Raw genomic sequence first — 22458 nt, 5'->3', positions numbered from 1 at the left:
TGCCCGGTCACGAGAGATACCCTGCGGATCACGGCGAGATACCCGCCAGTCACGGCTGAAGCCTCCCCGCACGCTGTAGATGCCTCTATCGGCTACGCCTGCGGCCTGCGTGGGTGTCGAGCCGGCTACACCGGCTGCCATCCGTGAGTACGTGGCGGCCGGGGCATCGCCCGGCTGGTTGGCTGACTGGGTTCCGAGCTGGCAGCGGATCGACTGGCTGCTGCTCGGCTGTAGCGACTGGCTCACCAGGACTGGCCGTGAATAGGGGCCCAACTCTGGCTACAGCGGCTGGCTCCCTGGACTGGCCGCGCATTGTGCCTGACTCGAGTGCGGCAGCTGGCTCATCGGACTTGGCCCGGATAGGGACTGAGCGGGAGCCTGCGTGATCAGCGCCGTAGCTCTCGGGGCATGACTTGCGAAGTGGGCAAGAGAAAGGGGCCGGGAGCGAAAGCTCCCGGCCCCTAATCAGACAACCGCAGTTACTTCACCGCCGAGCCGGCTTGCCAGTCGGCCCAGGACTTGGACCAGTCGCCGTACAGGTCCCAGACTGGGAGCTGGGGGCCGCCCGAGTTGGTTACCTCTACTACGTCGCCCAGGCCCAGGTTCTGGAAGAACCACTGGGCGTTCGCCGCGTTCAGGTTGATGCAGCCGTGGGAGACGTTCGAGCTTCCCTGCTGGCCCACGCTGTTCGGGTTCTCGTGGACGAACTCGCCGTCGTTCGAAATGCGCTGTGAGAACTTCTCGTTGGAGCGGTACGCCTTCGGGTCGGGCGGGCAGACGCCGTACGTGCACGAGTCCATCGTGTAGTTGGCCTGCTTGTCCGAAATGATGTGCGCGCCCAAATGCGTCGGCGTCGCGTCCTTGCCCATCGAGATGGGCATGGCCTTCACCATCGCGCCGTTGTGGAAGATCTGCATCTGCTCGGTGTTCCCGTCCGCCTTCGCGATCCAGGAATCGTGCACCTTGTACGTCTCCGTACGATCCTCCGCGCCGAAGACGCCGTTTCCGAAATCGACGCCGTAGATCTTCGCCGTGACCTTCAGCGTCGTGCCGGCCTTCCAGTACTCCTTCGGCCGGTAGTGGACGTTCGAGTCGTCGATCCAGTACCAGCTGCCCTCCTGCTTCGGCGTCGACTCCACCGTGAGGGCCTTCTCGACGTCCGCCTTGTTCTTGACGGCGATCTTGCCGAAGCTGAAGACGATCGGCTGCCCCACACCGACACCCGTGCTCGCCACCGCGGACGGCGCCGGGATCAGGTTGGCGTTGGCCTGCTTCTTCGGGGCGATCGTGCTGATCTGGTTGTCCTGCTCGATCGGCTTCCCGTCGGCGCCCTGGGCGTGCGCGACGATCTTGTACGTCGCGCCGTAGCCGAGCGGTTCGCTGGACGTCCAGCTGAGGGAGTCCGTCGCCAGCTTGCCGGCCACCGGCTTCCCCTTCGCCGTGTTGGTGATCGTGACGTCGATGAGCTTCCCGTTGGCCGCCTTGACGACGACTGGGGTCGCGGGGTTCACGTTGGCGCCGCCCGCCGGCTCGAACGTCACCGCCACCGGGTTCGCGGATGGCGCCTCGGATCCGGACGTCGGCGCCCCGCCGGTGGGCGAACCACCGTCGTCACCGGACGAGCAGGCGGAAAGCAGCAGTGCTCCGGCGAGAATCCCGGCCACCGAAAGTAAAGTCTTCTTGGGGAGCATATTGTCTCTTTTTGGGAAATTGGGATCGGCGGGCATTACCATCAAAACTACGCGATAGCGATGACGTCCTTCCGACCGGATCGGTGCATCGTCGTGACGTGGATCACGTGACGACCAGACCAGGGGCGCCGTAAAGCCCCGCACCGGACACCGAAATCCCGTCGAGGAACTCGCGCGCCGCGTCGTACGCCTCGGTGGCCAGCGCGTCCGTGTGACCGAAGTCCAGTGGGTTCACCCGTGCGGGTGCCGGCCCGGGCAGGTACACCACCGGCACCTGGGACGCCGCGAGCGGCGCCTCCAGCACGGCCTGGTTCCGCATGCTGATCATCGCGGTGAACATCATCACCTCGGCGAACGTCCGCGGCGCGCTCGGCAGCTTCCCGGGGAACGCGCAGTCGAACACCACCAGCGACTGCGCGCCCATCGCCAGCGCCTGCCGCATCGGGACGTTCGCGACGAGCCCGCCGTCGTAGAGCAACCGGCCTTCGTGGGAGACCGGCGGGAAGATCCCCGGGATCGCGCAACTGGCCAGTAGCGGCGTCAGCAGGGGCCCGGACCGGATCAGCAGCGGCTCGGCCGTGTCGACCTGCGTGGTGACGACGCCCAGCGGCAGCGCCAGGTCCTCGAACCGGCGCCCGGCGCCGACGTGCTCGTCGATGATCTTCGTCAGGCCGCGGTTGGTGAACAGGTGCGTCTTGCTCTGCGTCAGCGTCCGGACGCGGCTGAACACCCCGCCGGGGAACGCCTCGTCCCGCGTCATGTGCGCCCAGATGCCACGCAGCCGCTCGATCGGGTCGTCGCGGGTCAGGGCCAGCACGGCCGCGTTGAGCGAGCCGACCGACGTGCCGACCGCCAGGTCCGGGGTGATCCCGGCCTCGGCGACCGCGCGCAGCATGCCGACCTGCATCGCGCCGAGGCTGCCGCCACCACCGAGGACGAAGCCGACCGGCCGGGGAAGATCCGCGAAACTCATACCGCCGAATGTAGTAAGCCCGACTTTCGCAGGTCGTGCCGGCCGTGAAGCCGGCGTTAACCTGCTGGACGTGGCCGAGCTGGAACTGCGCCATCTCCGGGCCGTCCGCGCCGTCGCCGACGGCGGCAGTGTGAGCCGCGCGGCCACCGTGCTGGGCGTCAGCCAGCCTGCCCTCACCGCCCAGCTCAAGCGCATCGAACGCATCCTCGGCGGCGACCTGTTCGTCCGCGAGCCCAGCGGCGTGCGCCCGACCGAGCTCGGCCGGTTCGTGCTCGCCCGCGCCGACGCCCTGCTGTCCGACATGCAGGCCCTCGTCGCGACCGCCCGGCGGCACGGCGAGAGCGTCGCGGAAACCCTGAAGATCGGGTATGTGCCGCTGCTCATCATCGGCCGGTTCATCGAAGAGCTGGGGAAGACGCTCGACGTCCAGACGTACGCCGAGCCGGCGTCGCTGACCCTGCTGAAGCTGCTTTCGACCGGCCGGGTGGACGTCGCGCTGCTCGAACGGTTCGACGGCACCGAGCCGCACCACTACGCCGGGCTGACCGTGCGGACGCTGGCCACCGAGCCGATCTTCGTCGGGATCGCGCAGGGCCACCCGGCCATTCGCGGTGGCGTGGTCGACCTCGCGGATCTGGCCGGCGTCGACTGGATCCTGCCGCCACCGCACGAGAACTGCGTGCGCGTGCGGTTCCTGCAGGCCTGCGCGGCCGCCGGGTTCACGCCGCGGGTGCGGCACTTCACGTCCGAGGCGGGTACCGCGGGCACGCTGATCGCGCAGGGGGCGGTGTGCCTCGCGCAGGCCGCGTCCGCTCCGCCGCCCGGGCTGCTCGCGCTGCCGCTCGCCGGGGACCCGCTGTGGACCACGCTGCTGTTCGCGACGCGGGAGGACGACGCCCGCACGCCGGCGACCGACGAGGTGTTCCGCTGCGCCGAGGTCGCCTACGTCGCGTCGCGGCAGCGGAACCCGCACTTCGCGCGGTGGTGCCGCCAGCATCCGGAGGAACCGGGCGAACGGTTGGTCTCCGCCCGATAGGCGGCATAACGCCGGTGTTATCCCCGCTGGGATTACTGCCCGGCGCGGCAACGGGAGACGCTCACGAAGTCCCCACCTGTTGCCGACAAGGAGCAACGAATGCACCTCAGACGATCAATGGCGATCGGCGTGCTGTGCGTCGCGCTGGCCGGCTTGTTCTCCCCGCCCGCGACGGCCGCCCCACGGGCCGCCACCACCCTGGCCATCAGCCAGCTCGTCCAGGAACAGAACCAGTGGTGCTGGGCCGCGAGCGGCCTGACCATCGCGCGGTTCCTGGGCTACGGCTCGAGCGTCAGCCAGAACACGTTCTGCGACTACTCCCGCGGCTACCCGGCCGGTTCGCAGTGTCCCAACCAGGCCGGTGAGCTGACGTACGTGCAGCGCGGCTACCAGGCGCTCGGGCTGCGGCCCGGCACCGTGACCAGCGCGCTGAGCTTCGCGTCCGTGCAGAGCGAGATCACCGCGCGGCGCCCGGTCGAGACGGGCATCTACTGGACGGCCGGCGGCGGCCACGCCCAGGTGATCTACGGCTACGACGCGAGCGGGCTCGTCTACTACGGCGACCCGTGGCCGAGCAGCCAGCGCTACAGCGCGATGGCGCACTCGAGCTACGTCCGCAACGGGCAGTTCCAGTGGGCCCAGTCCCTCTACCGGATCGGGGCGTGACATGAACCTCTACCGCGGACTCGTCACCCTCCTCGCCGGCTCCGCCCTGGTGCTCGGCTTCGGCGGCACGGCTTCGGCTTCGGAACCGTCCGGCACCGACGTCACGGCGGCCGAGCAGGTGCTCGCCTCGCCGGACACGACGGCGAAGCTGTCGTCGTTCTTCGGCCAGCTCGACCAGCGTTCCGGCGTCGCGCGGGCCGACGCCGAGCAGGCGCCGCGCGTCACCGGTGAGCCGTTGCGCGTCTACTCGCTCGACCCCGCGTTCGTCGCCGGGACGCCGGACGCGCAGCCGGCGGCGTTCGCGTACTTCGCCGTCCGGACGCAGGCGTCGACGGGCCGGCAGGCGACGGTCTGGCTCACCCCCGAGGCGTCGGGCTGGGCGGCGACCAACTTCACCACCGGCACCGAGGAGGTGACCTACCCGGCGCAGGCGGGCGCGGACGTCGTGTTCACCGAGCCGCAGGTCAACGCCTGGTACCGGATCCGCGACGGCCGCGTGCTGCCGCTCAACGACCCGGCCCGCACGCGGGTCGGCGACGGCGTCGCGGTGCCGGCGTACCAGCAGCTGGTGCACCGGTTGTACGGCGACAAGCTGCCCGGTTCGGCGTACCGGGCGCAGGGCAAGCTCGGCGGCTACGACCTCGCCGCCACCCCCGTTCCGGCGCCGTCCGTGCCGGGCACCGGTTCCTGGCCGTTCGTCGCCGGTGGGGCGCTGCTGGCGCTCGGCTTGATCGGCTGGGCCACCGGCAAGGCGACGCGCGCCCGTCGCTGACGCCGGGAGGGTGCGGCCTGGCGTCTCGGGCCGCACCCTCGTGGCACCCGGCTCTCACGCCGTGAGGGGCACCTTCAGGGCGTTAAAGGCCGTGAGGGTGCCCTTCAGGGCTTTCCGCTTCAGGGAACGCGCTCGGACTCCGGTTCGGCGGCCGCGAGCGTCTTGCGCTTCTTCAAGCGCAGCAAGAAGAACACCGCGACCGCCGCCAGCACACCGATCACGATCAAGCCGCCCGTGTTCAACGCGCCTTCGATGCGCTTCGCCGCTTCGCCCAGGGCGGCGCCGATGCTGATGTGGACCAGCGACCAGCAGAACGCGCCCGCCGCGGCCGCCGGCAGGAACCGGCGGAACGGCAGGCCCGACGTCCCCGCCGCAGCCGGTGTCAGCGTGCGGATCACCGGCAGGAACCTCGCGAAGAACACCGCCCACGCGCCTCGGCGTTCCAGGACCGACGTCGCCTTGTCCCAGGCTTCGAGGCCGCACTTGCGGATCAGTTTGGTCTCGCGCAGCCGGGGTCCGAAGCGGCGGCCGATGGCGTAGCCGAGGGCGTCGCCCGCCGTCGCGCACAGCGTGACGACCGTCCACAGTGCCAGGAAGCGGGCGACGGTGTTCGCCGTCGTCGCGGCGATGAGCAAGCCGGATTCGCCCGGGGCCAGGAAACCCAGGCCGATCGTGCACTCGGCGAAGACCAGCCCGCCGGTCGCCGCGACGAGCCCCGGTTCCGGGAGTCCTTGCAACCAGCTGAGGAGATCCGAAACCAGGGCCATGCGCGCCACTTTACCGATCCTTTAAGGTCGGTGGTGTGGCGTCGGTCACCGCGCCAGCAGCGACGCGGCTTCCTGGGCGGCGGGGCCTTCGACCGCGAGGTGCTGCAGGTTCTCCGGCAGGACCTCGCCGCGGTGGGCCTTCGTCTGGGCGTAGAGCCGTCCCGCGCGGTACGACGAGCGCACGAGCGGCCCCGCCATGACCCCGGCGAAGCCCATGGCCTCGGCGGCGTTCGAGTGCTCGACGAACTCCTCCGGCTTGACCCACCGGTCGACCGGGTGGTGGCGCGGGGAGGGCCGCAGGTACTGCGTGATGGTGAGGATCTCGCAGCCCGCGTCGACCAGGTCCTGCATCGCCGGGGCGACCTCGTCGGGCGTCTCGCCCATGCCGAGGATCAGGTTCGACTTCGTCACCAGACCCGCTTCGCGTGCGGCCGTGATGACGTCGAGGGAGCGCGCGTAACGGAAGCCGGGACGGATGCGCTTGAAGATCCGCGGGACCGTCTCCACGTTGTGCGCCAACACCTCCGGCCGCGACCCGAACACCTCGGCCAGCTGCTCCGGGTCCGCGTTGAAGTCCGGGATCAGCAACTCGACACCGGTACCCGGATTGAGCGAATGGATCTGACGGACGGTCTCGGCGTACAGCCACGCCCCACCATCGGCGAGGTCGTCACGAGCCACGCCGGTGATCGTCGAGTACCGCAGCCCCATGGCCTGGACGGACTCCGCGACCTTCCGCGGCTCGGTGCGGTCCAGCTCCGCGGGCTTACCCGTGTCGATCTGGCAGAAATCACACCGGCGCGTGCACTGGTCACCACCGATGAGGAACGTGGCCTCGCGGTCTTCCCAGCACTCGTAGATGTTGGGACAGCCCGCTTCTTCGCAGACGGTGTGCAGACCTTCGCGGCGCACGAGGCCCTTGAGTTCGGTGAACTCCGGCCCCATCCGCACTCGCGTCTTGATCCACGGCGGCTTCTTCTCGATCGGCGTTTCGCTGTTGCGGACTTCGAGACGCAGCAGCTTCCGGCCTTCAGGCGCAGCACTCACGGGATCAAGCCTACGCCCGCCGCACAGGCCGTTCCGCCTACGCGGGGTCGGGCGTGACGCCGGTCAACTTCGCGGTGAGGTCCCACAACGCGGCCCCCAGCGCCTCGCTGCGCGCGGGCGTCAGCGGGTTCACCTTCACGGGGTGACCCCGCAGGCCGCCGACGCCGCGCGGGCCGATGTATTCGCCGCCTTCGATGCCGTCCGCGGTGGCCGCGTACAGCTGGGGGAGCGCGCCCATCCGGGGGCCCTGGGCCAGCAGGATCTCGCCGAGCCGGTTGCCGCCGCCGATCACGGCGCGCAGCACCGGGTTCCGGTAGGAGCGGGCCATGCCCTGGCCGAGGCCGGTCCACGTGTAACCCGGGTGGGCGGCGACGCTGAGGACGTCGTCGCCGGCGGCACGCAGCCGGCGGTTCAGGTCGAGCGCGAACACCTGATTGGCCAGCTTCGACTGGCCGTAGGCGGCGCCCGGGTTGTAGCGGCGGTGCTCGAAGTTCGGGTCGGCGACGTCGATGCGCGCGCCGGTCGCGGCGACACTCGAAAGTGTGACGACGCGGGCGCCGCTGCCGCCGCGCAACGCGGGCAGCAGCAGCCAGGTCAGCGCCGCGTGCCCGAGGTGGTTGGTGCCGAACTGGGTCTCGAAGCCGTCGGCGGTCTTGCCGCGTGGCGTCATCATCAGCCCGGCGTTGTTGATCAGCAGGTCCAGCCGGTCGTCGGTGCGTTCCCGCACCGACGCGGCGGCTTCGCGCACCGAAGCGAGGTCGGCCAGGTCCAGCTTGACGAGCTCGGGTGCGGCGCCCGAGGCGGCCGCGCGCACCTGCTCCAGGGCCTTCGCGCCGCGTTCGGCGGAGCGGCACGCGAGGAGCACGCGGGCCCCCTTGCCCGCGAGCACCTCGGCCGTGCGGAGGCCGAGGCCCGAGTTCGCGCCGGTGACCACCGCGGTGCGGCCGGTCTGGTCGGCGATGTCGGCTTCGGCCCAACGCTCAGTCATGCGCTTACTTAACCGTGGTTACGCGCTTGGCGCGAGCAGGCGCCGCAAGCCGCTCATCATCGGGCGGCGCGGGCAGTGGGACTGCTCACGGCTCGTGCGCAGCAGCGCCTCGAGCGTGTGGCCCACCTTGGTGATCTCGTCGGCCGGCTCACGCGGGTCGGCCAGCCCCGAGGTGACGGCGAGCATCCGCAGCTCGCCGTCGTGCATGCGGCGCAGCGACGCGTGGCGCTCGAGCCCGCCGTCGAGCACCGCGCGCAGCGTCTCGTGCTCGTCGACGGTGGCGCGCCAGGCGCGGGTGACGGCGTCGACGTGGTCGCCGAAGCCGTCGGCGTCGTCCGGGTCGGTGACCTCGGTGCGCAGCCGGCCGGCCAGCACCTGCGTCCACTTGTACTGCAGGGCGGCGAGGACGTTCTCCTCGCAGCCGAAGTGGTCCTCGGCTCCGGGGACCTCGTCGAGCGGCAGCGGCGCGCCCGGGTTCCGGCCCGCTTGGCGGACGGTGGCTTCGAGGATTTCCTGACGTCGGTAGAAGTCGGTCCAGCTCATGGTGTGGCTCCCCTTCCGTGGCGGGGGTCATACCGCGGGTCTGCGGCATACTCCCGGTACGGACCTGACCCGGTGAACATACCATGGGTATGGAGAGGTCCTCCGGGCGTAAAGTTGTGAAGGTGGCGACAATGAGGTCCAGGCGACTCGACTACTCCGAGTCGACGCGGTCGGCGCTGGTCGACAGCGCGGTGGAACTGATCACCAAGCGCGGGTACGCGGGGACCTCGCTCGACGAGATCGCCAAGCGCGCCCGCGTGACGAAGGGCGCGCTCTACCACCACTTCAGCGGCAAGCAGGCCCTCTTCGAAGCCGCGTTCGACTCGGTCGAAAGCCTCGTCTACGACCGCCTGGACAAGATCATGAACGGCGAGGGCACCCCCTGGGAGCGGGCCCTCGGCGGCCTCAACGCGTTCATCCGCGCCTGCCTCGACCCCGCCTACCAGCGGATCGCCATCCACGAGGCGCCGGTCGTGATGGGCTGGGAGCGCTGGCGCGAGGCCGAGGAACGGTGCAGCTTCGGGCTGGTGCGCACGGGCCTGCAGTCGCTGATCGACGCGGGCGAGGTCGAGCCGGTGCCCGTCGAGGTCACCGCGCGGCTGCTGTTCGGCGCGCTGTCGAGCGCGGCCACCGAGATCGCCAGCTCGCCGGACCCGAAGAAGGTCGGCGCCGAGATCGAGGACGTGATCGTCCGCATGCTGGTCCGCCTGCGGCGCACCGACGGCGAAGAGGCCGCTCCGTCTATAGGCTGATCTTCGTGGACTTGAGGATCTTCACCGAGCCCCAGCAAGGGGCCAGCTACGACGACCTGCTGCGCGTCGCCAAGGCGACCGAAGCCGCCGGCTACGACGCTTTCTTCCGCAGCGACCACTACCTGAGGATGGGGGACGCCGACGGCCTGCCCGGCCCGACCGACGCGTGGATCACGCTCGCCGGCCTGGCCCGGGAGACCAGCCGGATCCGGCTCGGCACGCTCGTCACCGCGGCGACCTTCCGCCACCCCGGGCCGCTGGCCATCTCGGTGGCGCAGGTCGACCAGATGTCCGGTGGGCGGGTGGAGTTCGGCTTCGGTGCCGGCTGGTACGACGCCGAGCACGAGGCGTACGGCCTGACGCTGCCGCCGCTGAAGGAGCGCTTCGACCGCTACGCCGAGCAGCTCGAGATCATCACCGGGCTGTGGAAGACGCCGGCGGGGGAGACGTACTCCTTCACGGGCGGCCACTACACGCTGACCGACTCGCCGGCGCTGCCGAAGCCGGCCCAGTCGCCGGCCCCGCCGGTGATCATCGGCGGCTCGGGCAAGAAGCGCACCCCGGCGCTGGCCGCGCGCTTCGCCGACGAGTTCAACCTGCCGTTCGCCGACCAGGAGTCCGCGGCCGCGCAGTTCGCCCGCGTCGAGGCGGCGGCGCAGGAGATCGGCCGCGACCCGAAGGAGATCCTGCGCTCGGTGGCGCTGGTCATCGGCGTCGGCCGCGACGACGCCGAGGTCGAGCGCCGGGCGTCGGCCATCGGGCGCGACGTCGCCGGGCTGCGGGAGAGCGGCCTGGCCGGCTCGCCCGCCGAGGTCGTCGACCGGATCGGGCAGTGGCGCGAGAAGACCGGGATCACCCGCGTCTACCTGCAGCTGCTGGACCTGTCCGACCTGGACCAGATCGACCTCATCGCCGCCGAGGTCGCCCCGCAGCTGGACTGAGCCCGAAGTCCGTGAATGCCACATTGAGGGACGCTATGTCCCTCGATGTGGCATTCACGGACTTGGTCAGTTCTGCAGGGCGAAGGTGACGCCCGCGGCCTGCGGCGCTTCGGGGCGGGGGAGCCAGCGGTCGTCGCTCACCGGCAGCTCGCCTTCGAGGGCCGCGAGGACGGCGTCGCGCGCGAGCGGCAGGACCGCCTCGACGCTGACGTCCTTTTGTAGTTCGTAGGACAGGGAAGTCACGCCCGCGTCGCGGATGCCGCACGGCACGATGCTGTCGAACGCGGCCAGGTCGGCGTCGCAGTTCAGCTCGAAGCCGTGCATCGTCACGCCGCGCTGGACGCGGATGCCGATCGCGGCGATCTTGCGCTCGATGCCGCGCTCGTCGGCCGGGATCCAGACGCCGCTGCGGCCTTCGACGCGGCCGGTGTGTACGCCCAGCTGGTCGCACACGTGGATCAGCGCCTCCTCGAGCCGCCGCACGTAGTGCACGACGTCGATCGGGTCGGCGAGCTTCACGATCGGGTAGCCGACCAGCTGGCCGGGGCCGTGCCAGGTGATCTTGCCGCCGCGGTCGACGTCGATCACCGGGGTGCCGTCGGTGGGCCGGTCGGCGGGCTCGGTGCGCTTCCCGGCGGTGTACACCGACGGGTGCTGCAGCAGGAGCATCGTGTCGCCGGCGGTGCCGTCGGCCCGCGCGGTGAGCGCGCTCCGCTGGAGCTCCCAGGCCTCGGCGTAGTCGATCGTGCCGAGCTCGCGGACGTCGACGGGTTCGGTGCTGGCGCGGCAGGAAATCCGGGAAGAACTCACCCGTCGAGGCTACGCCCGTCACCCGGCGGAAGCAGGCGCAAGGCGCACGCTGAGAGCAGCCCGACACCGGTCACGGCGAGCACCGCGCCGATCGTGTCGGTGACCCAGTGCACACCCAGCACGACCCGGCAGGCGGCGATCAGCACGGTGGCCACGACGACGGCCACCGCGACCGGCTTCACCAGCCGCGGCCACAGCCACGCGCACAGCAGGAGCAGGACGAACCCGGTGCTCGCCACCGACGTCACGTGCCCGCTCGGGTAGCTCAGGTCCGGGTAGTCGCGCGGCCGTTCGCGCAGGAAGATCGGCTTGAACACCAGGCTGGTCAGCCGGCAGAGCACCAGCACGACCGCCAGCCGGACGCACAGGCCGACGTGTTCGCGCCGCCGCAGCGCCAGCGCCACCAGGGCCGTGCCGAGGACGAACGGGAGCACCGGGCCGAGGACGTCGCTGCCGGCCTGGGCGACCCGGCCGAGCGGCTGGGCGTAGACGTCGTGGAGGGCGTCGGCCACGGCGACGTCGAGGGCGAGCGGCTGCCGCGCGACGCTCAGCCCGAGCAGGACGAACGCGGCCGACAGCACCACGCCGACGACGAGCCAGCGCCGGACCTGAACGGTCATGCGGCGGCGAGCGCGCTGTCCAGCGTCGGGTGCCGGAACGCGTAACCGGAGCGTTCCAACGCGGCCGGGAGCGCGCGTTGCCCGAACAGGGCCATCTCCTCGCCGGCCTGGCCGAGGACGGCTTTGAGCGCGAACCCGGGCACGAACCACGGCGCGGGCCGGTGCAGCGTGCGGCCGACCGCGCGGGTGAACTCGGCGTTGGTCACCGGCGCGGGCCCGGTCAGGTTCACCGGGCCGGACAGCGAATCGTGCGTGAGGGCGTGGACGATCGCGCCGACCTCGTCGTCGAGGGCGATCCACGGCATGTACTGGCGGCCGTCGCCGAGACGCGCGCCCAGGCCGAACCGGAAGAGCGGCCGCAGCGTGCCGTAGAGCCCGCCCCTGGCCGACAGCACCAGCCCGGTCCGGATGTGGACGACCCGCGCGTCACGCGCCGCCGCCGTCGCGGCTTCCCACTCCGCGCACAGCTCGGCCAGGAACCCTTGCCCCCGCGGCGAGTTCTCGTCCACAGTGGATGGTCCGGGGTTGCCGTAGTACCCCACGGCGGAGGCGTTGACCAGCACGCCGACGCCGTGTTCGGCGACGGCTTCGGCGAGCACCTCGGTCGGTTCGACGCGGCTGTCGGTCAGCTGCTGCTTGCGCATCGCGCTCCAGCGGCCGGGAAACAGCGGCTTGCCACCCAGGTTCACGACGGCGTCGACACCCTCGAAGGCACCGTCGGTGATGGTGCCGGCGGGCGGGTCCCAGCGGTGTTCGCCCGCCGCCCGGGTTTCGCGCCGCACCAGCGTGCGGACGTCGTGGCCGTCGCGCCGCAGGCGGTCGCCCAGCGCCGACCCGATCAAGCCGCTCGCTCCGGCGATGAGTACTCGCATGGGTCGATCGTGGCCCATCGGGGTCCGCCCCGCACTCCGGGTCCCGCGGAAATGGCGAAGGCCGCCACGGGAGTTCCGTGGCGGCCTTCGTCCTGCTTGAGTCAGAGACCGAGCTCGTCCTCGAAGTTGCCCTCTTCCAGACGCTGCTTGATCGTCATCAGGAAGCGGCCCGCGTCGGCTCCGTCCACCAGGCGGTGGTCGTAGGTCAGCGGGAGGTACGCCATCGAGCGGATGGCGATGGTGTCGTTGCCGTCGGCGTCCGTGGCGACGATCGGGCGCTTGACGACCGCGCCGGTGCCGAGGATGCCCGACTGCGGCTGCACGATGATCGGCGTGTCGAACAGGGCGCCGACGCTGCCGATGTTGGTGATGGAGAACGTGCCACCGGACAGCTCGTCGGGCTTGATCTGGTTGGCCCGCGCCCGGCCCGCCAGGTCGGCGATGCGGTGCGCGATACCGGCCAGGCTCAGCTCACCGGCGTCGTGGATCACGACCGAGAGCAGGCCGCGCTCGGTGTCCACCGCGATGCCCAGGTGCACGGCGCCGTGGTAGGTGATCTCCTTCGTGTCCTCGTTGTAGGACGCGTTGACGTTCGCGTGCTGCTTGAGCGCCTCGACGGTCGCCTTCGCGAAGAACGGCAGGAACGTCAGGTTGACGCCCTCACGCTCCTTGAAGGCACCCTTCGCCCGCTGACGCAGCTTGGCGATCTTGGTCACGTCCACTTCCTGGACCTGCGTGAGCTGCGCGGCGATCTGCAGCGACTCGCGGGTCTTGGTGGCCGTGATCTGCCGGATCCGGCTGGCCTTCTGCACGGTGCCGCGCAGCGCCTGGACCTCCGGGGAGACCGCGGTGGACGTCGCACGCGGAGCGGCCGGGGCCGGCGCCGCGGGAGCCGACGCGGCCGGAGCGGCGGCGGCCGGGGCCGGAGCGGCCGCGGCCTTCTGCTTCTCCTCGGCCGCGGCCAGGACGTCCTGCTTGCGGATCCGGCCGCCGACACCGCTGCCGGTCAGGCTCGACAGGTCGATGCCGTGCTCCGACGCCAGCTTGCGCACCAGCGGCGTGACGTACGGGCCGTCCGCCGAGCTTTCCTTCGCCGCGGCGGGAGCGGGCTCGGCCTTCGGCTCGGGCTTCGGTTCCGGCTTGCTCTCCTGGACCGGCTCGGGCTTGGGCTCCGGCTTCGGCTCGGGCTTCGGTTCCGGCTTGGACTCCTGGACCGGCTCCGGCTTGGACTCCGCCTTCGGCGCGGCACCCGCGGCGCCGATCACGGCCAGGACGCCGCCGACCTCGACGGTCTCGTCCTCGCCAGCGCGGATCTCCAGCACCGTGCCGGCGACCGGCGACGGCACCTCGGTGTCCACCTTGTCGGTGGAGATCTCGAGCAGCGGCTCGTCGACGTCGACCGAGTCGCCGACCTGCTTCAGCCAGCGCGTGACGGTGCCCTCGGTGACGCTCTCGCCCAGCTCGGGCAGCTTCACCTCGGTGCCTTCGCCGTCGGCGGCCGGCGCGGTGTCCGGCTTGCTCGGGGCGCTGTCCTGTGCGCTTTCCCGGGCCTGCGGCTCAGGGGCGGACTCGGGCTCGGGTTCCGGCTCGGACTTCTGCTCTTCCTGCGCGGGGGCGGAAGACTCGGGCGCGCCGCCGGAACCGTCGTCGATGACGGCGAGCTCGCCGCCGACCTCGACGGTCTCGTCCTCCTGGGCACTGATCTTCACGACCGTGCCCGCCACCGGGGAGGGCACCTCGGTGTCGACCTTGTCGGTCGAGATCTCGAGCAACGGCTCGTCGACCTCGACGGTGTCACCTTCCTGCTTGAGCCACCGGGTGACGGTGCCTTCGGTGACGCTCTCCCCGAGCTCCGGCAATGTGACGGAGTAGGCCATCGTTCGCTGACTCCTCTTTCAAGATTCTGCGTGGTCTGGATTCTGCTGGTGAGACGTCAGCTGTGCACGTGCAGCGGCTTGCCGGCCAAGGCAAGGAACGCTTCACCGAGGGCCTCGGTCTGGGTGGGGTGGGCGTGGATGAGCGGGGCGACGTCCTCGGGGAAAGCCTCCCAGCTGTAGATCAGCTGCGCTTCGCCGATGAGCTCGCCGACGCGGTCACCCACCATGTGTACACCCACGACCGGGCCGTCCGGCGCCTTGACCAGCTTGACCCCGCCGGAGGTCTTGAGGATCTGGCTCTTGCCGTTGCCGCCGAGGTCGTAGGTGAACGTGGTGACGTCCGAACCGTACTTCTCCTTGGCCTGCGACTCGGTCAGCCCGACCGAAGCGACCTCCGGGTGCGAGTAGGTGACCCGCGGGATGCCGCTCTCGTCGATCTCGCGCGGGGCGAGCCCGGCGATCTCCTCGGCGACGAAGATGCCCTGCTGGAAGCCGCGGTGCGCGAGCTGCAGACCCGGGACGATGTCGCCGACGGCGTAGACGTTCGGCAGGTTGGTGCGCAGCCGGTCGTCGGTGAGGACGAAGCCGCGCTCGATCTTGACGCCGGCCTCCTCGTAACCGTGGCCGGCCGAGTTCGGGCCGCGGCCGACGGCGACCAGGAGCAGGTCGGCCTCGAGGGTCTCGCCGGACTCCAGCGAGACGCTCACGCCGTTGTCGTCCTGCTTCGCGCCGGTGAACCGCACGCCGGTCTTGAAGGCGATCTTGCGGCGGCGGAAGGCCCGCTCGAGCTGCTTGGAGGCGAACTCGTCCTCGTTCGGGACCAGCCGGGGCAGCGCCTCGACGATGGTGACGTCGACGCCGAAGGAGGCCCAGACGCTGGCGAACTCGACACCGATCACGCCGCCGCCCAGGACGACGACCTTCTTGGGGACGTAGTCCAGGGCGAGGGCCTGCTCGCTGGCGATGACGCGGCCGCCCAGCTCGAGCCCGGGCAGCGTGCGCGAGTAGGAACCGGTGGCGAGGATGACGTTCTTGCCGGTGTAGCGGGTGCCGTCCACCTCGACGGTCGTGCCGCCGACGAACGTGCCGCTGCCCTCGACGAGGTTAACCTTGTGCGCCTTGGCCAGGCCCTGCAGGCCCTTGTACAGGCGGGAGACGATCCCGTCCTTGTACTTGTTGACCCCGGCGATGTCGATGCCCTCGAAGACGGCCTTGACGCCGACGGACCCGGCTTCGCGGGTTTCGTCGGCGACCTCGGCGGCGTGCAGCAGTGCCTTGGTCGGGATGCAGCCCCGGTGGAGGCAGGTCCCGCCGAGCTTGTCCTTCTCGATCAACGTGACGGAAAGGCCCAGCTCGGCCGCGCGGAACGCCGCGGCGTAGCCGCCCGATCCGCCTCCCAGGATCACGAGGTCGGCGGAGGTGTCGGTCACTTCAATAGCTCCTCGGCAAGCAGTGGGGTGGTGCTCTGTTGTCGCCCCTGCCCGGTATAACCGCGCGCGCGACACCGCCATCTTGTCACTACGCCGGACGGGGCTGCGACCTAGCCGGGTGTGCGACGCCGACCACACGCGCGGTCCGGGATAATGAACAGGCAAAGTACCCGGAGGAGAGGTGGTCGCGGTGGGGCTCTTCGACTCGCTGCGCAGGCGCGGCAAGGGTGGTCAGAAGGCCGGCACGCTGCGGAAAGCCAACACCGAGGACACCCGGCACCTCGAAGAGTGGGCGGCCTCGCGGCGCGGGGTGGAGGCGTTCGTCGAGCCGAAGACGAACGTCACCGAGACCACAGTGGTGTTGGTCGCTCACGACGGCGAGTGGACCCGGCGCCGGATCAGCAGCCTCGACGCCGCGCAGAACTTCGGCCAGCGCCGCTCGATCCCGGTCTACGAGGTCGCGCGGATCGGCTACCCGAAGCGGATGCGCGAGTACACCGAACGCAAGAAGCGCGGCCAGGCCTAGCGCACCCGTCGTGAGTGGTAATGCGGGTTAGAACCCTCATTGCCACTCACGACGAGCCGCGGCAGACCTACAGCTCGATGCGGCCGACGATCTCGCCGTTGAAGGTCTGGCCGGTGCGGCGGAAGCCCAGCCGCAGGTAGAAGTCCTCCGGGCCGCCTTCGGCCGGGAGCCACAGCACCGTCGCGGCTTTCTCACCGCGCCGCCGGGCTTCGTCGAGGACGGCTTCCACGGCGAACCGGCCGTAGCCGCGCCCCTGGACCCCGGCCCCGACGTTGAGCCGCCAGATGCCGCAGCGGAAGAAGTCCAGCTCCGCGTCCGGGTCGAACGCGCCCATCACGAAGGCGGCCGGCTCGCCGTCGGCGCGGATCAGCCGCGGCCAGGCGACCTCCGGCCGGGTGTAGGCCTCGGCCAGCGAGACGGCGACCGGCGCGACGAAGTCCTTCTGGTGCTCTTCGACCGCCAGCTGGCACGTGGCCGCGACGTTGTCGGGAGTGATCTTCTCCACGGTGAGGGTGGTCACCGCGCCGACGCTAACAGGGTGGCGTGCCGTTCGAGCACCGAGCGGAACGACGGGTGCACGGTCGTCCCGAGCACCGGGTCGACCTCCACCACGTGCGACGCCGACAGCAGCAGGACGGCCGGGTCGGCCAGCAGCACCACGCCGTTCTCGGCGCGCAGGTCCGCCGTGCCGAGCAGGCGCGGGAAGACGACGTCGGCGGGCAGCCCGTCGCAGGTGCGCAGGAACGCGCGGTGGTCTTCGGGCAGCTCCACGCCGAGGCGCTGTTCCGCCGAGCGGATCGCCGCGGCCGACGCCGGCGGCGGCGCGGAGGCAGCAGCGACGGTACTGCCGCGCAGGCGCAGGATCGCCGCGATCAGCTCCGGCCAAGTGCCCAGGTCGGGCGGGTACCGCTCGTTCAGCGCTGCGACCAGCGCGCCCGCGCACGCCTCGGCCCAGTCGCCCAGGCCGAGCGGGTCCGCGCCGGCCACCAGGGCCGGGGCCAGCGCGCGCGTCGCGGCCAGCGTCGCGACGTCGGGACGCGGCCCGGTCAGCTCGGCCCAGCGGGCGAGGTCACCGTCGGCGAGCGCGGTCCGGGCCTTGTCCGGCCGGGACGGCGCGACGTGCTTGATCACTTCGGCGATCGCCCCGGGCGGGAGGACGCCGTCGAGGTCGGAGACCGGGCGGCGCAGGGTGGCCGTGTGCGCGCGCTCTTCGGCGTCGGGATCGAGCGGCGGCAGGCCTTCGGCCCACGACGGACGACCGCCGCGGGCCTCGAAGAGCATTTCCCAGGCGCGGGCCCGGATCGGGTCGCTCGCGAGCGCGCTCACCGGCCGTTCGGTACTGGCCTGCCACTGGGTGACCAGCCGGTCGGCCTCGCCGAGGGCGCCGGCGGTGGCCAGCAGCAGCGCGGCGTACCCGACCTGGTTGTCCACAGTGGACGAAGCGGCGGTCAGGACGTCCCTGACCGCCGCTTCGAGGTACTCGCCCGGATCCACTCAGCCGTTGGCGGCGATGTCCGCCAGCACCGCGGCGATCGAGCGGACCGGCACCCCGGTGCCGCCCTTGCCGGTGTAGCCCCACGGGCCGGCGGTGTTGAACGACGGGCCGGCGATGTCGATGTGCACCCAGTCGAGGCCGTCGGCGACGAACTCGCGCAGGAAGATCCCGGCCGCGAGCATGCCGCCCCAGCGGTGCCCGGTGACGTTGGCCAGGTCGGCCAGCCGCGAGTCGAGGTCGGCGCGCAGCTCCTCGGGCAGCGGCATCGCCCAGCCGTTCTCGCCGGTGGCCTGCATGATCGCGGCGACGCGGTCGCGGAAGTCCTCCGAGCCCATCACGCCGGCGGTGCGGTTGCCGAGCGCGACGACCTGGGCGCCGGTCAGCGTCGAGGTCTCGATCAGGTAGTCCGGGTTCTCCTCGGCGGCGCGCACCATGGCGTCGACCAGCACGAGCCGGCCCTCGGCGTCGGTGTTGAGCACCTCGACGGTCTTGCCGCCGTACATGGTGAGGACGTCACCCGGGCGATACGACGTCCCGGACGGCAGGTTCTCCGCCAGCGGGATGTGCGCGACGACCTCGAGCGGGTACTTGAGCTTCGCGGCCAGGACGACCGACGCGAGCACGCCGGCGGCGCCGGACATGTCGGAGGTCATGTGGTCCATGTTGGCGGCGGGCTTGAGCGAGATGCCGCCCGAGTCGAACGTGATGCCCTTGCCGACCAGCGCGACCTTCTTGACGGCCTTGGCCGGCTTGTAGGCGAGGCGGACGAGCCGCGGCTGGCGCGAGGAGCCGCCGCCGACGCCGAGGATGCCGCCGAAACCCTTGCGCTTGAGGGCCTTCTCGTCGAGCACCTCGAACTCGAGGCCGTTGTCCTCGGCGAGCTTCTTGGCGCGCTCGGCGAAGGACGCCGGGTACAGGTCGTTCGGCGGGGTGTTGATCAGGTCGCGGGCGGTCAGCACGGCCTCGGCGATGCTGGCGGACGCCTTCAGCGTCGCCTTGTGGTCGCGGGCCGTCCCCTCCGCGGGGCTCGCGAAGTCGAGCTTCGCGACCGGCGCGTCGCCCTTCTCGGAGCGGTAGGCGGTGAAGACGTACGAGCCGAGGATCGTGCCCTCGACGGCGGCCTGCAGGTCGAGCGCCGACAGCGTGACGAACGCGCGGTCGGTGCCGGCCAGCGCGCGGCCGGCGGCACCGGCGGCGCGGCGGACCTGCTCGGGGGTGACGCCGGCGCCCGCCTTGCCGAGGCCGACGGCCAGGACGACACCGGCGGACAGCTTGCCCAGCGTCGGCACCTTGACGACCTCTTCGGCCTTGCCGCTCGCGCCGAGCGTGGCGAGCAGGCCGGCGAGCCGGCCGTCGAAGGCGGCGTCCACGGCCTCAGCACCCGCGGCGAGCACGGGCCCGTCCTCGCCGGCCACGGTGCCGATGACGACCACGTCGGCGCGCGTCTTGGCCAGTGCCTCCCCGGTGTTGTCGGACAGGGCGAGCTTGGGCACGGTCACTTCTGGCTCCTCGCGCGTTCACGTGGCACCGGGCACCGGCCCGGTCGGGATCGTGAGCCATGCTAATGACAAGCGGTGCACGGGTGAACAGAGGGAGAGGGAGGGCGGCGTGCGGCTGGGCGGTGGGCTGCTGGTCGCGCTGGCGGCCGGGGCGGCGGGCGCGGGCTGGTGGCTGCTGGCCGGGCTGGTGCTCGCGGCGGTGGCCGCGGCCGGGACGGCGCGGGTGCCGGAACCGGGTGATGCCCTGGTGGACCGGGTCGTCGTGGCCGTCGCGCGGCTGGCCGAGATCGCGGTCTACGCGATCGCGTTCGGCGCGTACGTCTTCCCCGCGCACCGGGAACTCGCCGCGGCGGTGTTCGTCGTGGTGGTCGCCGGAGCGGGGTTCGCCGGGCTCAAGATCCCTACGTTCGTCGCACGGGCCGCGGGCGGGGTGCTCCTGGTGGCCGGTCTGGTCCTGGTGGCGCTCTGCGTGGCCGTGCCGCCGGTGTCGACCGTCGGTGGCGGCATGCAGCCGCCGAACTTCGCCGGGGTGCTCGTCGCGGCCGTGCTCACGCTGCCGTTCCTGCGGCCGGCGGGCCGGGACAACGCCGGGCTCCGGGTCCTGCTGCTCGGCGCGGTCGCGGTGCTGGCCGCCTTCGCCGCGCTGTACCAGCTCGGCGCGGTCCGGCTCGGGCTGTCGCTGACGTCGTTGCGCGATCTGCTGTCCGCCGCCGACGCGGACTCGCTGCAGCCGCTGCTCACCGCGTTCGCCGTGGTCGCGACCGTGGTGCCGGCGCTCGCCGCGGGCGCGGAGGTCCGGACCCGGGCCGGCGTGCCCGGCCTCGCGGGCCTGGCCGTCGCCGCGGTGGCCGCGTACTTCCTGCCCGTGCTCCCGGTGCTCGTCGCCGCCGGGCTGGCGACCGTGATCGCACTGCTACTCGGTGTGCGCGCCCGCCGGTACAGTGGGTCGCGTGAGTGATCGACGCTGGCGGCCCGGGCAGACCGTGCTCGAACGGTTCCACCGGCCGGACGGCTCGATCGGCCAGGTCCATCCGCTGCGCGTCCTCGAAGACGACGGCCGCGTCCTGCTCGGCTGGATCCCGGCCGGCACGCCGATCGTCGGCAGCCGGCTCGTCGACGGCCGGCACATGGCGGACGCGCCCCTGGAGCAGCGGTTCCGCATCCCGCGCGTCGCCGTCCCGGACTTCTGGCACCGCACGTCCACGCTGCGCCGGATCGCCGACGACGAATGGTCGTCGGTGTGGTGGTTCTTCGACGCCGCGGGCCGGTTCACGAACTGGTACGTCAACCTCGAGGTGCCGCTCGGCCGCGGCCCGGGCGCGGTGGACCGGGTCGACGGCGTGCTGGACGTCGTCGTCGACCGGGACGGCACCTGGCGCTGGGACGACGAGGACGAGGCCGAGGTGGCGATCGACGCCGGCCGGCTGACCCAGGAGCAGCTCGACCGGCTGCGTGCCGAAGGCGAGCGGATCGGCGCGCTGGCCGCGCGCGGCGCCTACCCGTTCGACGGGACGGACACCGACTTCCGCCCGGACCCGGACTGGCCGGCGCCGGAGCTGCCCGCGGGGCTGCTGGCGGAGCTCAGCCCGCCGTCAGGATCAGGACCAGCGCCAGCACGGCGTTGACGACCGCGAGGATCACGACGGACTTCGTCGGGATCACCTGCGGGAACACCGTCTTGTCGTGGATGCTGCGCCACCAGACGACGCCGAAGACCCCGGCGACCAGGCCGAGGAAGCCGCCGAAGCCGCTGCTGAGCACGGCCCAGCCGACCATGCCGAGCAGGCCGACGCCGAAGGTCAGCAGCACCGCGGTGACGAACGTCTTGACGCCGGCGCCGGTGCCCGGGGCAGACCGGGGGACCGGCTCAGTGGAGTGAAAGGTCACGGCGTCATCCTAGTGTGGTCGCGGCGCGGACGCGGGACGCCCAGCCGGTCGGGAACGCCGTCGGAAAACACGTGGACATCCGACTAACGCGCTTCCGACCAACAGGTATTCTCTGGCCATGACCATCACGACGCAGTTCACCTCTGTCCCGCACTCGAGCCCTGCGAGCCAGGAACGCGTCGCGGAGGTACTCACCGCCCCCGGTTTCGGGCTGTACTTCACCGATCACATGGTGACGGTCAAGTGGTCCAAGAGCGAAGGCTGGCACGACGCCAAAGTCGGCCCCTACGCCCCGTTCACCCTCGATCCGGCGACGTCGGTGCTGCACTACGGCCAGGCCATCTTCGAGGGTCTCAAGGCCTACCGCCAGCCGAGCGGCGCGATCGCGTCGTTCCGCCCGGACGCCAACGCCGCGCGCTTCCGGCAGTCGGCCGAGCGGCTCGCCATGCCGCAGCTGCCCGAGGAGCTGTTCCTCGAGTCGCTGCGCGAGCTGATCGCCGTCGACAACCGCTGGGTTCCCACCCGGCAGGGTGACGCGCTCTACCTGCGGCCGTTCATGATCTCGACGTCCACCGGCCTCGGCGTCAACAGCCCGGCCGCCGACTACGTCTACACCGTCATCGCGTCCCCGGCCGGGTCGTACTTCTCCGGCGGCATCAAGCCGGTGAGCGTCTGGCTCTCGACCGAATACGTGCGCGCGGCGCCCGGCGGCACCGGCGCGGCCAAGTGCGCCGGCAACTACGCGGCGTCGTTCGTGGCGCAGGCGCAGGCCGTCGAAAAGGGCTGTGACCAGGTCGTCTGGCTCGACGCGGTGGAGCGGCGCTGGGTCGAGGAGATGGGCGGGATGAACCTGTTCTTCGTCTTCGGCTCCGGCGAGAACGCCCGGCTCGTCACCCCCGAGCTGACCGGCTCGCTGCTGCCCGGCGTCACCCGCAAGTCGCTGCTGCAGCTCGCGGAGCGGCTCGGCCACAAGGTCGAGGAGCGCCGGATCTCCACCGACGAGTGGGAGAAGGCGGCGGCCTCGGGGGAGCTGACGGAGACGTTCGCCTGCGGCACGGCGGCGGTGATCACCCCGGTCGGGCACGTCAAGCACGCGAACGGCGAGTTCACGATCGGCGACGGGCAGCCGGGCACCCTGACGATGAAGCTGCGCGAAGAGCTGACCGGCATCCAGGAGGGCACCCGCCCCGACCCGGACAACTGGATGGTCCCGCTCGGCTGAACTTTAAAGCCGTGAAGGCCTCCTTACCGGCCATAAGCGCCGGT

At 71.4% G+C, this 22458-nt stretch carries 24 protein-coding genes; 9 read left to right on the top strand and 15 right to left on the bottom strand.

All coding sequences use genetic code 11. The features are described 5' to 3' along the window. Nucleotides 1-479: 479 nt before the first annotated feature. Together OG570_RS47990 and OG570_RS47985 are read right to left on the bottom strand one after the other, a co-directional pair. Complete coding sequence (locus OG570_RS47990; RefSeq protein ID WP_326947294.1) at nt 480-1691, bottom strand: L,D-transpeptidase; 1212 nt, start codon at nt 1689-1691, stop codon at nt 480-482. Between the two features lie 103 nt (nt 1692-1794). Continuing rightward, the gene (locus OG570_RS47985) at nt 1795-2664 is read right to left on the bottom strand and encodes a patatin-like phospholipase family protein (protein ID WP_326955103.1); all 870 of its coding nucleotides are present in this window, start codon (nt 2662-2664) and stop codon (nt 1795-1797) included. Nucleotides 2665-2734: 70 nt separating this feature from the next. Here OG570_RS47985 and OG570_RS47980 point away from each other — a divergent pair, with 70 nt between their 5' ends. From OG570_RS47980 to OG570_RS47970, 3 genes are all read left to right on the top strand, one after another. Then, nucleotides 2735-3700 (top strand): LysR family transcriptional regulator, encoded by a 966-nt coding sequence (locus OG570_RS47980; RefSeq protein WP_326947296.1) that lies wholly within the window; start codon nt 2735-2737, stop codon nt 3698-3700. A 99-nt stretch (nt 3701-3799) separates the two neighbouring features. After that, nucleotides 3800-4366: a papain-like cysteine protease family protein gene (locus OG570_RS47975; RefSeq protein WP_326947297.1), complete on the top strand. Its 567-nt coding sequence runs from the start codon at nt 3800-3802 to the stop codon at nt 4364-4366. Nucleotide 4367: 1 nt separating this feature from the next. Next, nucleotides 4368-5138 carry a hypothetical protein gene (locus OG570_RS47970; RefSeq protein WP_326955102.1) on the top strand — a complete coding sequence of 257 codons (771 nt, stop codon included), beginning with the start codon at nt 4368-4370 and terminating at the stop codon, nt 5136-5138. A 119-nt stretch (nt 5139-5257) separates the two neighbouring features. On the opposite strand, the gene OG570_RS47965 is transcribed toward OG570_RS47970, so the two are convergent. Genes OG570_RS47965 through OG570_RS47950 form a run of 4 tightly spaced genes read right to left on the bottom strand, consistent with a single transcriptional unit; the run spans nt 5258 to nt 8483 of the window. Beyond that, on the bottom strand, nt 5258-5905 hold the full coding sequence (locus tag OG570_RS47965) for a DedA family protein (RefSeq protein ID WP_326955101.1): 648 nt from the start codon (nt 5903-5905) through the stop codon (nt 5258-5260). Nucleotides 5906-5950: 45 nt separating this feature from the next. After that, nucleotides 5951-6952 carry a lipoyl synthase gene (gene lipA, locus OG570_RS47960; RefSeq protein ID WP_326955100.1) on the bottom strand — a complete coding sequence of 334 codons (1002 nt, stop codon included), beginning with the start codon at nt 6950-6952 and terminating at the stop codon, nt 5951-5953. Between the two features lie 37 nt (nt 6953-6989). Next, entirely contained in the window at nt 6990-7940 is a 951-nt protein-coding gene (locus OG570_RS47955) for an oxidoreductase (protein ID WP_326955099.1), read from the bottom strand. 18 nt (nt 7941-7958) lie between these two features. After that, a complete protein-coding gene (locus OG570_RS47950) occupies nt 7959-8483 on the bottom strand; it encodes a hypothetical protein (protein WP_326947302.1) in 525 nt (174 codons plus the stop codon). A 131-nt stretch (nt 8484-8614) separates the two neighbouring features. Between OG570_RS47950 and OG570_RS47945 the strand changes: the two genes are divergently transcribed. Both OG570_RS47945 and OG570_RS47940 read left to right on the top strand, forming a co-directional pair. After that, nucleotides 8615-9235, top strand: a complete 621-nt coding sequence (locus OG570_RS47945; RefSeq protein WP_326947303.1) for a TetR/AcrR family transcriptional regulator — start codon at nt 8615-8617, stop codon at nt 9233-9235. Nucleotides 9236-9240: 5 nt separating this feature from the next. Further along, nucleotides 9241-10176, top strand: coding sequence for an LLM class F420-dependent oxidoreductase (locus OG570_RS47940; RefSeq protein ID WP_326955098.1), 936 nt, complete (start codon nt 9241-9243; stop codon nt 10174-10176). 66 nt (nt 10177-10242) lie between these two features. Here OG570_RS47940 and lipB read toward each other — a convergent pair whose 3' ends face one another. The 5 genes from lipB to lpdA all read right to left on the bottom strand — a co-directional run bounded on the left by lipB (nt 10243) and on the right by lpdA (nt 15785). Further along, nucleotides 10243-10986 carry a lipoyl(octanoyl) transferase LipB gene (gene lipB / locus OG570_RS47935; RefSeq protein ID WP_326955097.1) on the bottom strand — a complete coding sequence of 248 codons (744 nt, stop codon included), beginning with the start codon at nt 10984-10986 and terminating at the stop codon, nt 10243-10245. Next, nucleotides 10983-11606 carry a phosphatase PAP2 family protein gene (locus OG570_RS47930; RefSeq protein ID WP_326955096.1) on the bottom strand — a complete coding sequence of 208 codons (624 nt, stop codon included), beginning with the start codon at nt 11604-11606 and terminating at the stop codon, nt 10983-10985. The genes lipB and OG570_RS47930 overlap by 4 nt, the downstream gene beginning before the upstream one ends. Next, entirely contained in the window at nt 11603-12478 is an 876-nt protein-coding gene (locus OG570_RS47925) for a TIGR01777 family oxidoreductase (RefSeq protein WP_326955095.1), read from the bottom strand. Before OG570_RS47925 ends, OG570_RS47930 begins: the two co-directional genes overlap by 4 nt. Before the next feature lie 101 nt (nt 12479-12579). Further along, nucleotides 12580-14355, bottom strand: coding sequence for a 2-oxoglutarate dehydrogenase, E2 component, dihydrolipoamide succinyltransferase (gene sucB, locus OG570_RS47920; RefSeq protein WP_326955094.1), 1776 nt, complete (start codon nt 14353-14355; stop codon nt 12580-12582). A gap of 56 nt (nt 14356-14411) precedes the next feature. Continuing rightward, nucleotides 14412-15785, bottom strand: a complete 1374-nt coding sequence (gene lpdA, locus OG570_RS47915) for a dihydrolipoyl dehydrogenase (protein WP_247062673.1) — start codon at nt 15783-15785, stop codon at nt 14412-14414. Nucleotides 15786-15966: 181 nt separating this feature from the next. On the opposite strand from lpdA, the gene OG570_RS47910 reads away from it, so the two are divergent. After that, complete coding sequence (locus tag OG570_RS47910) at nt 15967-16311, top strand: oxidoreductase (protein ID WP_326947309.1); 345 nt, start codon at nt 15967-15969, stop codon at nt 16309-16311. Between the two features lie 67 nt (nt 16312-16378). Here OG570_RS47910 and OG570_RS47905 read toward each other — a convergent pair whose 3' ends face one another. Genes OG570_RS47905 through OG570_RS47895 form a run of 3 tightly spaced genes read right to left on the bottom strand, consistent with a single transcriptional unit; the run spans nt 16379 to nt 19305 of the window. Further along, complete coding sequence (locus OG570_RS47905) at nt 16379-16831, bottom strand: GNAT family N-acetyltransferase (protein WP_326955093.1); 453 nt, start codon at nt 16829-16831, stop codon at nt 16379-16381. Beyond that, nucleotides 16828-17805, bottom strand: coding sequence for an SMI1/KNR4 family protein (locus OG570_RS47900; protein ID WP_326955092.1), 978 nt, complete (start codon nt 17803-17805; stop codon nt 16828-16830). Before OG570_RS47900 ends, OG570_RS47905 begins: the two co-directional genes overlap by 4 nt. Continuing rightward, nucleotides 17806-19305 (bottom strand): leucyl aminopeptidase, encoded by a 1500-nt coding sequence (locus OG570_RS47895; RefSeq protein ID WP_326955091.1) that lies wholly within the window; start codon nt 19303-19305, stop codon nt 17806-17808. 109 nt (nt 19306-19414) lie between these two features. Here OG570_RS47895 and OG570_RS47890 point away from each other — a divergent pair, with 109 nt between their 5' ends. Both OG570_RS47890 and OG570_RS47885 read left to right on the top strand, forming a co-directional pair. Next, nucleotides 19415-20263 (top strand): hypothetical protein, encoded by an 849-nt coding sequence (locus tag OG570_RS47890; protein WP_326955090.1) that lies wholly within the window; start codon nt 19415-19417, stop codon nt 20261-20263. After that, nucleotides 20256-20930, top strand: coding sequence for a DUF402 domain-containing protein (locus OG570_RS47885; RefSeq protein WP_326955089.1), 675 nt, complete (start codon nt 20256-20258; stop codon nt 20928-20930). Before OG570_RS47890 ends, OG570_RS47885 begins: the two co-directional genes overlap by 8 nt. Here OG570_RS47885 and OG570_RS47880 read toward each other — a convergent pair. Next, a complete protein-coding gene (locus OG570_RS47880; RefSeq protein ID WP_326955088.1) occupies nt 20887-21192 on the bottom strand; it encodes a hypothetical protein in 306 nt (101 codons plus the stop codon). The two genes, OG570_RS47885 and OG570_RS47880, sit on opposite strands and share 44 nt — an antisense overlap. A gap of 118 nt (nt 21193-21310) precedes the next feature. On the opposite strand from OG570_RS47880, the gene OG570_RS47875 reads away from it, so the two are divergent. After that, nucleotides 21311-22414: a branched-chain amino acid aminotransferase gene (locus OG570_RS47875; protein ID WP_326947316.1), complete on the top strand. Its 1104-nt coding sequence runs from the start codon at nt 21311-21313 to the stop codon at nt 22412-22414. Nucleotides 22415-22458: the final 44 nt, after the last annotated feature.

The sequence above is a fragment of the Amycolatopsis sp. NBC_01286 genome (genome assembly GCF_035982555.1).
Lineage (GTDB): Bacteria > Actinomycetota > Actinomycetes > Mycobacteriales > Pseudonocardiaceae > Amycolatopsis.
Note: the sequence above shows the minus strand (reverse complement) of the source record. Positions and strands in the feature narration are given on the sequence as shown.